The organism is Corynebacterium sp. EPI-003-04-2554_SCH2473622 (assembly GCF_001665955.1).
Lineage (GTDB): Bacteria > Actinomycetota > Actinomycetes > Mycobacteriales > Mycobacteriaceae > Corynebacterium > Corynebacterium pseudodiphtheriticum.
In genome coordinates this window covers 152411-163788 of sequence record NZ_LZMN01000035.1, presented here as the reverse complement: position 1 = coordinate 163788, position 11378 = coordinate 152411, and the positions used below count along the sequence as shown (strand labels likewise).

Sequence of the window (11378 nt, the reverse complement as noted above, 5' to 3'; positions counted from 1 at the left end):
GCGCGCGGAAAAGGTCAAGATTTTGCAAGCTACCTCGCTAGCTACGCCACTCGAGCACAGCACAGCCCGGGGACAATATTCTGCAGGTTGGCAGGGCTCGCAAAAGGTACAAGGTTTGCGAGAAGAAGACGGTTTTGACCCAGAGTCAACAACTGAGACCTACGCAGCTTGCACCTTGGAGATTAACTCGCGTCGTTGGGCTGGTGTGCCGTTTTATTTGCGCACCGGCAAGCGTTTAGGGCGTCGCGTCACAGAAATTGCTTTAGTATTTAAGCACGCTCCACATCAACCGTTTGCGAAAAATGGTGCACAGCACGGACAAAACACCGTAGTCATCCGCGTCCAGCCTGACGAGGGCGTGTTGATGCGATTTGGCTCCAAAGTCCCAGGTTCGGGCATGGAAGTTCGAGACGTCAACATGGACTTTTCTTATGCTGAAGCTTTTACCGAAGAATCTCCAGCTGCCTACGAACGTCTTATCCTCGATGCGCTCTTGGACGAATCCAGCTTGTTCCCTACCAACAAGGAAGTGGAGTTGAGCTGGTCGATCCTTGATCCGATGCTGGAATATTGGCAGCACGCTGAACAGCCAGAAAGCTACCCGGCAGGCAGCTGGGGGCCGGCAAGCGGTGATGCCATGCTGGCACGCCGTGGCCATGCTTGGCGCCGACCATAATCTGTGTCCGTGATTGACCTGTACAAGGAGTAATTAACAACCATGATTCATTTCCTCACGGATACCACCACCACAGACATTGCCCGCGAACTAAATCTCGCCCAAGAACACTACACGCTAACTACTGGACGGGTGCTAACTCTGATCATCGTGGCCTCTGCCAGTGATGACGTAGAAGCAATCCTGCGTGCCAGCCGTGATGCTTCGCACGAGCACCCAGCACGTGTACTGATCTTGTTGACGGGCGACTCCATGGATGAGACCTACCTTGATGCAGAGCTTCGCGTTGGCGGTGAGGCCGGCGCTTCTGAGATCGTCGTCATGACGCTTAACGGCGCGATGGCTCACCACCCTTCGTCCATCGTGACCCCATTATTGCTCCCAGATACTCCGATCGTGGCCTGGTGGCCCAACGTTCATCCGGAGAGCCCAGCAGAAGATCCAATCGGCAATATTGCGCAACGCCGCATTACCAGTGCACAGGATTTCTCGCAGTTATCTCGCAACTATTCCCCCGGTGACTCAGATACGGCATGGTCTGCGATTACCGCTTGGCGTGGCATCGTTGCATCTGCTTTGGACCGTTACCCACATCACGAGGTACGGTCTATCAACATCAGCGGCAACCAAGGTCCAGAACACGCGATTGCTGCAGGTTGGTTGGCCGATGCCCTAGGCGTTCCGGTCACTAGAACCACTGCCATGCCCGATAGCAGTTCAGCCGCCGACGCTAACCACCAAGGCGAAGAACAGTTTGCTGTCGAAAGCCTGACACTGGTGATGGACGATGGAGAAGCAATTAGCATCACCCGCGCCGATAGCCACACCGTTGGTGTCCAGGTGCCCGGAGCCGCGCGTAATCTCGTTGCCCTCAACGTTCGCAGTTGGGCAGAACGTCTATCTGAAGAGCTACGGCATTTGGAACCAGACGAAACCTATGCGCGGGCATTACGGGCCATCTACTTCGATAACTCACACGCCGAAGGATAAAACTATGACCACGATTTTCCCTGCTAGAGATAAACACGACCTAGTTTCCAAGGTTGCGCACCGCTTCGTAGAATTGGTTTCTGAAATCCAAAATATTGGGGGTGGCTCGCATGATGACGGCATCGTTCGCGTAGTTCTCACAGGAGGAACTTCCGGGATTGCAGTGTTAGAGGCGTTGGCTACGACGGATTCCGATATCGAATGGTCTGGTGTCCACTTTTTCTTTGGCGATGAACGAAACCTAGCTATTTCCGACAAAGAATCAAACGAAGGACAAGCGCGGCGAGCGTTCCTCGATCAACTGGATATACCCGAAACCAATATCCACGGCTATGGATTAACCGGTGCAGATGATCTGGCAGAACGTGCACAGGAATACACCGCGATGCTCGAAAAATTCGCGCCCGCTGGTTTTGACATCCACCTGGCAGGCGTCGGCGATGATGGGCATATCAATTCCTTGTTCCCGCACCATGCAGGGTTAAAAGACAATTCCGCTGTCATTAGCGTGACTGATTCCCCGAAACCTCCCGCGCAGCGTTTGAGCTTAGGTTTAAAGAAGGTTGCCCAATCTGACCGAATTTGGCTGTTGGCAGCAGGTCAAAATAAATCTGAGGCGATCGCTCGCTTAGTTTCCACCACTTCTCCAGATGCTTCATGCCCTGCCACACTCGTACACGGCCGCATTGAAACGCTTCTCTTTAGCGATGTAATCCCGGCGCACTAACTGCTCTGCTTGCGCGCATTCTAAAGCGCGCAACAAATCAAAACATTAGGCGTGTGGGTTGCTCGCGATCACGAGCCCCACACAAAAGAATATCCACCGGTGGGAGTTAACCTCCACCGGTGGATATTTTATGCAGGAATTTGCTCGGAAGCCTCCACCTATAAATTATAAGCCTGCAACAAGTTCAAGGCGACGATCGCGGCAATCCAAATTAACGCCAAAACAATCGTATAACGCGTCAGGTTTTTCTCGACGACAGTAGAACCTGACAAATTCGACTGCACCCCGCCACCAAACAAACTCGACAGACCGCCGCCTTTGCCCTTATGGAGCAGAACGAAAATGGTCATCAAAATAGCTGTCACCAGCAGGATGATCTGCAGCGTTAATTGCATTCAGGTGTTCCTTCACGAAAGTGCGAGTTGTATGGGCTTGCCGTGCGTTAAGTATACCCATTTTAGCCACGCAATGCGTGACTGTTCTAGAGGATTGTGCACAACCTTACAGCATCGTAACTTGCAACGCTGTAAAGCTCAGCCAGACGAGCATGATTACAGGAAATAATTCAATCTACGTACAAGCTTCGCTTACAAGCTAGAGTTGCGCGACGGACGCAGCGGCCAATTTGGCAAATTCTTCTCCATCTAGCGACGCTCCGCCGACCAAGCCACCATCGATATCAGGCTGTGCGACGATATCAGCGATCGAATCAGTCTGCACGGAACCGCCGTACAGGATCCTAATAGCATCAGCTGTTTCGTCGTCTGAAAGTCTCCGAACTAAGGTTCGCAATGCTTGGCAAACTTCTTGTGCATCTTTCGGCGACGCTGCCTTACCGGTACCAATTGCCCAAACCGGCTCGTATGCCAGGACTGTGTTTTTCAGCTGCTGAGCTTCCAAACCATCCAGCGAATTGCGGGCTTGCTCGACGATATAATCGAGATAGCTGCCAGATTCACGGATATCCAAGGACTCTCCTACGCACACTATCGGTTTAATTCCGTGCTTGTGTGCGACTTGTGCCTTTTGCGACACCAAATCTGAAGTTTCATGATGGTGTTGACGGCGTTCGGAGTGCCCCAGGATAACCCATTCGCAGCCGAGTTTTGCCAACATCGGGGCAGAAATATCTCCTGTATATGCTCCTTTTTCTTGTGGAGCTAGGTTTTGGGCGCCGTAACTGATCTTCATTTTCTCCCCGTTCACTACGGTTTGAATTGAGCGCAGATCAGTGAATGGTGCTAATACCGCGATATCTACCTGCTCGTAATATTCTTTCGGCAAAGCGAAAGTCAGCTTCTGGATGTTTTTAATCGCTTCAAGGTGATCAAGATTCATCTTCCAGTTGCCGGCGATCAATGGAGTTCGTGGCATGTGCTTCTCCTTCTTGTGATTTACGCGGATTTCCAGAAATTATTAACCAGCCAGGACGGCAACGCCCGGTAGTGCTTTCCCTTCTAAGAACTCCAGAGATGCTCCACCACCTGTCGAAATGTGGCTAAATCCGCTCTCATCAAGCCCCAAAGCCCGCACGGCTGATGCAGAGTCCCCACCGCCAACGACAGTGAATGCACCGTTGCTGGTAGCTGCAATGATGGCCTTTGCCACGCCTTCTGTGCCTCGCGCAAATGGTTCTTTTTCGAAAACCCCCATTGGACCATTCCAGAAAACAGTCTTCGACGAAGTAATTAGTTCTGCGAATTTTTGTACGGATTTTGGCCCGATATCTGGCGAGAGCCATCCCTCTGGAATCGCAGCCAATTCTACGATTTTTGTGTTTGCGTCGGCTGAAAATTCATCCGCAGCGAGCAAATCGACTGGCAAGCAGATTTTATCGCCAAAGCGGTCTAACAGCTGCTTGCAGGTATCGATCATGTCTTCCTGCAGCAAGGAATTCTGCACGTTATAGCCTTGTGCCGCGAGGAAAGTATAGCACATTCCACCACCGATAATGATGTTTTGGGCTTTTCCAGCCAATGCTTCAATAACGCCCAGCTTGTCGGATACTTTCGATCCACCCAACACCACGGTGTAATCTTGCTCTGGATTATCGGCTACAGCGGACAACTTTTCCAACTCGGCTTCCACCAAGTATCCGGCGTAGGCATCAAGTTTGTTCGCGACGTCGTAAACCGATGCCTGTGCACGGTGGACGACACCGAATCCATCCGAGACAAACACACCGTCATCAGCTGCCAAGGCAGCCAGTTCCGCGGCGAATTCTGCGCGTTCCGAAGCGTCTTTGGAAGTTTCACGTGCGTCGAACCTCACATTTTCCAACAACAAAACGTCGCCGTCGTTCAGCCCATTGGCGCGTTCGTGTGCGTCTTCTCCAGTAACATCCTGAGCCAATGCCACCCACTGACCTAGTTCATCTGAAAGCGCTTCTGCAACCGGGGCCAGCGAATATTTCTGGTTAAACTGCCCCTTTGGACGTCCCAGGTGAGCAGCAATAACGACTTTGGCGCCGGCAGCAACAAGTGCCTGGATCGTTGGCAAAGCTGCGGTAATGCGACCCGGATCAGCGATTTCTCCCTCATCTGTCAGCGGTACATTTAAATCTGCCCGCAACAAAACATGCCGGGACTCGAGGTCCTGCTCCAACAATTGCGCTAGCTTTCGAAATGCCAATGTATTTTCCTTTACGCGATCAGGTTTTCGTGTGCGAGTGTACAAGCAAAAGCTTGTAACAAGGCTAGAGTTGGGCCCCGACGTGTTTGCACAGTCGCAGCAATTGGCTGCTGTATCCCCACTCGTTGTCGTACCACGCCACTACCTTAACTAGATTGTCACCAATCACTTTGGTTAAGGGGGCATCAAAAATCGCCCCGTGTCCGTTGCCCACGATATCGCTAGACACCAACGGATCGTCTGAGTATTGGACGATTCCAGATAAGTAACCGTCCGCCGCTTTCTGCACGGCGGCGTTAATCTCCTCCACTGAGACAGTTCGCTCAGCTTGGAACGTCAATTCCATCGCAGATCCGGTCAGAGTTGGGACTCGTAGCGCATACCCATCGAGTTTTCCGGCAAGCTCCGGGATCACCAAACCAACTGCTTTCGCTGCACCGGTAGAGGTAGGAACGATATTCTGTGCAGCAGCGCGAGCCCGGCGTAGATCTTTATGCAGCCCATCGACAAGCTGCTGATCACCGGTGTAAGCGTGGATAGTCGTCATTAAACCATTTGCGATCCCAAATTCTTGGTTTAGGATTTGCGCAATTGGCGCCAAGCAATTTGTAGTACACGAGGCCGCGGAAATGACATTCTGCTGCGCAGGGTCATAATTATCGGAATTGATGCCGTAAACGAATGTGCCGTCGACGTCTTTGCCCGGTGCGGACAAGATGACCTTTTTCGCACCTGAGTCCAGATGTGGATGAGCCTGTTCATTAGAACGGAACTTACCAGTGGCTTCAACGACAATATCTACATTGAAGGTTTTCCAAAGTAATTGTGAGGGATCTTTGATGTTAGTTAACGCGATACGGTGTCCATCAACCAGCAATTCTGCTGCCAAGTGGGCGTCATTAGCAGCCGAGCCTTCTTTGCTAGGAGCCTCGATCGAGACATCTGCCGCTAGAATCCCGAGCCCGGTGTCGAATTTCAACAAATGAGCTAAGGTTTCTGGTTCTGCCACGTCATTAATGGCAACGATCTCAATATCGCCCGGTGATTCTAGGACGGCGCGCAGAAAGCTGCGCCCAATGCGGCCAAAGCCGTTAATTGCTACGCGAGTCATGCTTATATTTTACCCGGTATTTTAGGACTTCGTCGGCTCTTAACTATCTCCCTCGCCGGTGAAGTGCTCAGCGCCTCCCAAATCATCGTCGAAGAGGTCTTCATCAATGCCTTCTGAGGTATCCGGAATCCCAAGTTCTTCTGCGCGTTTATCAGCCATTGACAGCAATCTGCGGATACGTCCGGCTACCGCATCTTTCGTCATTTGCGGATCCCCGAGGCGACCGAGTTCTTCTAAGGAAGCCTGCCTGTATTTCACTCGCAGATTACCTGCCTCAGCCAAGTGCTCGGGCACGTCATCTCCCAAAATTTCCATTGCGCGGTGTACCCGGGCAGCTGCAGTAACTGCCGCACGTGCAGAGCGACGCAAATTAGCATCATCGAAATTGGCCAAACGGTTTTGTGAGGCACGCGCTTCCCGACGCAGGCGCTTTTCGTCCCACTCTAAACGCGTCATTTGCGCCCCCATGCGTGTCAACAATGCGCCAATTGCTTCCCCGTCGCGGATAACCACGCGATCAGTCCCACGTGATTCCTTCGTCTTTGCGGATATGCCAAGCCTGCGCGCACAACCTACCAACGCCAACGCGGCCTCTTGGCACGGACAAGCAACTTCCAGCGAAGAAGAACGACCAGGTTCGGTCAACAATCCTTGCGCCAAAAAAGCCCCACGCCAAGCTGCTTCATTATCAGCGATAGTCCCGGAAATCACCTGCGGTGGTAACCCGACCACGGGGTGCCCGGATTTCGTGACCAAACCGAGTCGCCGGGCAATGGTTTTCGCATTCCGGCTAATTCGCAACTGGTACCGAGGAGTCTTGTGCGTACCTGCTAGGCCCGTGGGAGTGGGGCGAATCACGATATTAAACAATTCTTCTATGTCTTTGGCCAAACGTTCCGCAACCGCCCGTGAATTGAGTTCTACTTCAAAGGTGAGTGCATCACCTACGACTTCCATGGTGGATGCAAGACGTAGGATAGCGGCGACTTCCGCGCTTCGAGCAGATTGTTTCGTCGGAACCACCCTGGTGAGTTCTTCTTGGACCTGTTCTGTCAGTCCCATCGCGTCACCCCTGTTTCTCTTCGGTTGGTTCAATTTCGGCCGGCTCCTGGTCATGGGTGTATCTAACGTAAACATCGCTCAGAACCTGGGCCAGTTTTAGTTCATCATGTCGCGAACTTGCTCTGCCAGCTTCGTCGATTTCTCGAACATCAGCAAAAACCATCGAGGCCTGCAGAATGCGCGCTGCTTTCTGCAAATACTCGCGCTCAGATTCCGAGGTTACCGATGCCGAATCACAAATGACTACGTCGACATGCAAGCCCGGCGCATGTTGCGCTAAGACGTGGATATGACGCTCATAGGAAAATCCCTGCGTTTCGCCAGGCTCACCATTGAGGTTGAGCACCAAGATTCTTAAAGCATCGGACTCATTAATTGCACGCACTACCTGTGGAAGCACAAGATGCGGGATCACACTAGAAAACCATGAGCCGGGGCCTAGCGTGACCAGATCAGCTCCACGGATAGCCTCGAGTGCTGCGGGGTTAATTTCAGGGTTTTCTGGAATAACACTGACTCGCCGTACCTGCCCTGGTGTCGATGCGACAGCTACCTGACCACGAACTGAACGCATTACCCTTGGGTCGTCATCTAGACCAGACACGTCCGCTTGAATATCCAACGGCTCTGTACACACCGGCAGTACCCGGCCCTGAGCACCGGTGAGTCGCATGACCGCATCGAGAGCGGCCTGTTCCTGACCAAGAATTTCTTTCAAACCGGTAATCAATAAATTACCTAAGGCATGACCAGCCAGCGCGCCACTACCACCAAACCGATGTTGAAGGGTCTGTTCCCAAAACTTACCTTCCGCATCATCGCGCACTGACAAGGCGACTAACGCCATGCGGAGGTCACCAGGCGGAATCATATCGAATTCCTTACGCAATCGCCCAGAACTACCACCGTCATCAGCGACAGTGACGATTGCCGAAATATCCTCTGGAGCAAGCCGTCGCGCAGCTTTCAGCGTTTGAAACAGCCCATGGCCGCCCCCTAATGAGGCAATACGTAAGGGGCCTGGCTGTTTCTGACCTTGCTGGACTTCTAAGACACGCGAAGACACCGCGTTCGATGGGGTTGATTCGGGCTGTTCGGACTGTTCTGACTCTGCAGCCATAGCGCAGTATTATTCCTTCGTAGGTTGTATTACATATACGGAGTGCGGGTACTAAGGAGCAGTACCTAGGGTCTCTAGCAACAATTCTGTCTTCGACCCCTAAGGCAGCTAAGAGCGCTCAAAATCACGATGCATGATAGTAACCTCGAGTTCATCACGGATCCGCAGCCTCCGAGCAAGCTCCTCCGAAATGGCAACTGATCGATGATGACCACCAGTACAACCTATTGCCACCGTGATGAAATTTTTACCTTCGTGCCGATAACCATCAAGCATGGAATCAAGCATCTTCTCGAAATTCGCGATAAAACTATGAGCAGCCGGGCTAGCCAAGACATAGTCGGCTACTGGCCCATCGGTGCCGCGGTATTCTCGCAATTCCGGAACCCAATACGGATTAGGCAAAAATCGCACATCGAGGACCAAATCCGCATCCCGCGGTGCCCCATGTTTAAACCCAAATGACTCGACAGTGACATGCTGCTTATCCAGACCTGTGGAACCGAAACTGGCTTCCATTGCACGACGTAAATCATGCACAGACAGATTTGAAGAATCGATAATGACGTCAGCTCGTTCTTTGAGTGCAGAAATTGCTGCCCGTTCTCGTTCAATACCGATTTGCAAGGTATCTTTTTCTTGCAACGGGTGGGTTCTGCGCACCGAATCAAAACGCCGAATCAAAACATCGTCACGGGCATCCATAAACAAAACTGTGACCGGCATATTCCGATTCTTTAGCTCATCCATAGCAGACAAGATCGAGCCACCAAACATACGCGAGCGAACATCCGCTACGACTGCCACTTTGTCAACCGGGGAATTGTCGTCTGCACACAAATCAAACAACTGCACCATAAGCTCCGGTGGCAAATTATGAGCGACATAGAACCCTTTGTCTTCCAGTACACGAGCAGCTGTAGACAGGCCGGCTCCAGACATTCCGGTAAGCAAAATTGGCGACGTGGCGAATGCGGTCATGCTGTAAAGCATAGTCGCTGGATCACACCAGTGCGATTCGCTTCCTTACTTATGGAGCGCAGCATAAATACTTTCTGCTAACGCAGGACCAAACCCCTTCACCTCAGTAATTTCCTTCACGCTGGCTTGCTTTAACTTTTTGACCGAACCAAAATGCTTCACCAAATCTGCGCGCCGGGCTGGGCCCAAGCCAGGTACCGCGTCTAACGCTGAGCTGCGCATGCGCTTGGAACGCTGCTGACGGTGATAGCTAATTGCAAAGCGATGTGCTTCGTCGCGAATGTGCTGCAGCAAATAAAGTGCTTCACTGCCGCGTGGAAGGATAATCGGCTCTTCTTCACCGGGAACCCAGATTTCTTCGAGCCGTTTAGCCAAACCAATCAATGCTACATCGTTAACGCCAAGATCATCGAAAACTTTCTGTGCTGCATTAACCTGCGGTAAGCCACCATCGACGACGAATAATTGCGGTGGGTAGGCAAAACGATTCCCATCCGCGGATTCTTCTGTGACGTCCTCGTCTGCAAACGTGCTCGCTTCAAGTTCTTCATCAGGCACATGCAATTTATCATCCTGGTGACGCTTGAACCGTCGCCGCGTGACCTCAGCGATGGAAGCAACGTCATCTGAATGCCCACCACCTGCAGCTTCCTTTATTCGGTAACGACGATAACTTGCTTTGCGTGGAAGACCGTCCTCAAAAACGACTAATGACGCGACCACGTCTGTGCCCTGAATATGCGAAATATCGATGCACTCAATACGTAGCGGGGCGCTATCCAAGAACAGAGAAGTCTGCAGATCTTGCAGGGCCGCCGACCGCGCGGTGAGATCACCGACGCGTTTTAGCTTGTGCTGTTTCAGCGCATCTAGGGCATTCCGATACACGGTGTCCATGAGGGCTTTTTTCTCGCCTCGTTGTGGTACCCGAACTTCCACTGACCCACCACGTAGATCAGATAATACTGTCGATACCTGTTTAACATCTTGTGGTTCGGTATGCACCATGATCTGGCGTGGAATCACATCGCGCGTGGTAGTCCGCGCTGCTTCGTCGTGTTCTTGGATTTCTAGCCTGGATTCTTGATCTACCCCGCGCCTGTCAATGAGTTTAGCGTCTTCCGCTGCTTCCATTTCTTCACGCTCAGCAGCATCGGAATAGAACTGGACCAAAAAATTTTCTATCAGTTCTGGAAGCTCCGTCAATTTTTCTACTACCCAGCCGCGCTGACCACGGATACGTCCATCGCGCACATGGAAAATCTGCACTGCAGCTTCCAATTCATCATCTGCGAAAGCGATAAGGTCTGCTGCCGTACCATCCCCCAGCACCACCGTCTGCTGCTCCATCAGCTTGTCGATCGCCCCTAGGTCATCACGCAAGCGTGCCGCTTTCTCAAATTCGAGTTCCTCTGACGCTTTTTCCATGTCTGCAGTCAGACGCTTAACGACGTCGTTAGTTCGTCCACGCATGAAACCAACCAACCCGTTCACGGTTTCCCGATGTTCATCGGCACTGACCCGTCCAATACACGGCGCATCGCATTTGCCGATATAACCTAGCAAGCATGGCCTGCCCAACCGTTCGTGTCGGCGATATACACCTGATGAACAGCTACGCATTGGGAAAACTCGCAACAACAAATCCATGGTTTCTCGCACCGCCCAAGCATGTGCGTATGGACCGAAATACCGGACTCCACGTTTTCTTGGCCCCCGGTAGAAAAACACTCGAGGAACCTGTTCTCCCACTGACACCGCGAGCATCGGATATGTCTTGTCATCGCGGTACATGACATTAAATCGGGGGTCGAATCTCTTGATCCAGGTGTACTCCAGCTGAAGTGCTTCGACCTCGCTAGCGACGACTGTCCATTCCACAGAATCTGCGGTCTGCACCATTTGCCGTGTCCTGGGGTGCAGTTGCGTGATGTCCTGGAAATAATTCGATAAACGTGCCCGGAGGTTCTTCGCCTTACCGACGTAAACTACCCGACGATTCTCATCACGAAATTTGTAGACGCCGGGTTCCGTGGGGATAGTTCCGGGCGCCGGCCGGTACGTTGCTGGATCACTCATC

General features: G+C 52.1%; 10 protein-coding genes and 1 pseudogene. 3 read left to right on the top strand and 8 right to left on the bottom strand.

Going from position 1 to position 11378, the window contains the following annotated elements; genetic code table 11:
- From A5774_RS03395 to pgl, 3 genes and pseudogenes are all read left to right on the top strand, one after another.
- Positions 1 to 676, top strand: a pseudogene (locus A5774_RS03395) (glucose-6-phosphate dehydrogenase); the annotation flags it as partial.
- Positions 677 to 718: 42 nt separating this feature from the next.
- Positions 719 to 1666 carry a glucose-6-phosphate dehydrogenase assembly protein OpcA gene (locus tag A5774_RS03390; protein ID WP_064833329.1) on the top strand — a complete coding sequence of 316 codons (948 nt, stop codon included), beginning with the start codon at positions 719 to 721 and terminating at the stop codon, positions 1664 to 1666.
- A gap of 4 nt (positions 1667 to 1670) precedes the next feature.
- The gene (gene pgl / locus A5774_RS03385; protein ID WP_064833328.1) at positions 1671 to 2393 is read left to right on the top strand and encodes a 6-phosphogluconolactonase; all 723 of its coding nucleotides are present in this window, start codon (positions 1671 to 1673) and stop codon (positions 2391 to 2393) included.
- 158 nt (positions 2394 to 2551) lie between these two features.
- On the opposite strand, the gene secG is transcribed toward pgl, so the two are convergent.
- From secG to uvrC, 8 genes are all read right to left on the bottom strand, one after another.
- On the bottom strand, positions 2552 to 2788 hold the full coding sequence (secG, locus tag A5774_RS03380) for a preprotein translocase subunit SecG (RefSeq protein ID WP_021353958.1): 237 nt from the start codon (positions 2786 to 2788) through the stop codon (positions 2552 to 2554).
- Between the two features lie 199 nt (positions 2789 to 2987).
- Positions 2988 to 3767 carry a triose-phosphate isomerase gene (gene tpiA / locus A5774_RS03375; protein WP_021353959.1) on the bottom strand — a complete coding sequence of 260 codons (780 nt, stop codon included), beginning with the start codon at positions 3765 to 3767 and terminating at the stop codon, positions 2988 to 2990.
- Positions 3768 to 3809: 42 nt separating this feature from the next.
- Positions 3810 to 5024, bottom strand: a complete 1215-nt coding sequence (gene pgk / locus A5774_RS03370; protein WP_027017941.1) for a phosphoglycerate kinase — start codon at positions 5022 to 5024, stop codon at positions 3810 to 3812.
- Between the two features lie 64 nt (positions 5025 to 5088).
- Positions 5089 to 6135 (bottom strand): type I glyceraldehyde-3-phosphate dehydrogenase, encoded by a 1047-nt coding sequence (gene gap, locus A5774_RS03365; RefSeq protein WP_064833325.1) that lies wholly within the window; start codon positions 6133 to 6135, stop codon positions 5089 to 5091.
- A gap of 39 nt (positions 6136 to 6174) precedes the next feature.
- Positions 6175 to 7197 carry a DNA-binding protein WhiA gene (gene whiA / locus A5774_RS03360; protein WP_064833323.1) on the bottom strand — a complete coding sequence of 341 codons (1023 nt, stop codon included), beginning with the start codon at positions 7195 to 7197 and terminating at the stop codon, positions 6175 to 6177.
- Between the two features lie 4 nt (positions 7198 to 7201).
- Positions 7202 to 8317 carry a uridine diphosphate-N-acetylglucosamine-binding protein YvcK gene (yvcK, locus tag A5774_RS03355; RefSeq protein ID WP_023019435.1) on the bottom strand — a complete coding sequence of 372 codons (1116 nt, stop codon included), beginning with the start codon at positions 8315 to 8317 and terminating at the stop codon, positions 7202 to 7204.
- A gap of 108 nt (positions 8318 to 8425) precedes the next feature.
- On the bottom strand, positions 8426 to 9310 hold the full coding sequence (rapZ, locus tag A5774_RS03350) for an RNase adapter RapZ (RefSeq protein WP_021353964.1): 885 nt from the start codon (positions 9308 to 9310) through the stop codon (positions 8426 to 8428).
- A 33-nt stretch (positions 9311 to 9343) separates the two neighbouring features.
- Positions 9344 to 11377 (bottom strand): excinuclease ABC subunit UvrC, encoded by a 2034-nt coding sequence (uvrC, locus tag A5774_RS03345; protein ID WP_064833321.1) that lies wholly within the window; start codon positions 11375 to 11377, stop codon positions 9344 to 9346.
- Between the last annotated feature and the right edge of the window lies 1 nt (position 11378).

Bases quoted from the DNA above. Each gene is read 5' to 3' on its own strand.
- A5774_RS03390 (WP_064833329.1), top strand. From the start codon at position 719: ATGATTCATTTCCTCACGGATACCACCACCACAGACATTGCCCGCGAA.
- pgl (WP_064833328.1), top strand. From the start codon at position 1,671: ATGACCACGATTTTCCCTGCTAGAGATAAACACGACCTAGTTTCCAAG.
- secG (WP_021353958.1), bottom strand. From the start codon at position 2,788: ATGCAATTAACGCTGCAGATCATCCTGCTGGTGACAGCTATTTTGATG.
- tpiA (WP_021353959.1), bottom strand. From the start codon at position 3,767: ATGCCACGAACTCCATTGATCGCCGGCAACTGGAAGATGAATCTTGAT.
- gap (WP_064833325.1), bottom strand. From the start codon at position 6,135: ATGACTCGCGTAGCAATTAACGGCTTTGGCCGCATTGGGCGCAGCTTT.
- whiA (WP_064833323.1), bottom strand. From the start codon at position 7,197: ATGGGACTGACAGAACAGGTCCAAGAAGAACTCACCAGGGTGGTTCCG.
- yvcK (WP_023019435.1), bottom strand. From the start codon at position 8,317: ATGGCTGCAGAGTCAGAACAGTCCGAACAGCCCGAATCAACCCCATCG.
- rapZ (WP_021353964.1), bottom strand. From the start codon at position 9,310: ATGCTTTACAGCATGACCGCATTCGCCACGTCGCCAATTTTGCTTACC.
- uvrC (WP_064833321.1), bottom strand. From the start codon at position 11,377: ATGAGTGATCCAGCAACGTACCGGCCGGCGCCCGGAACTATCCCCACG.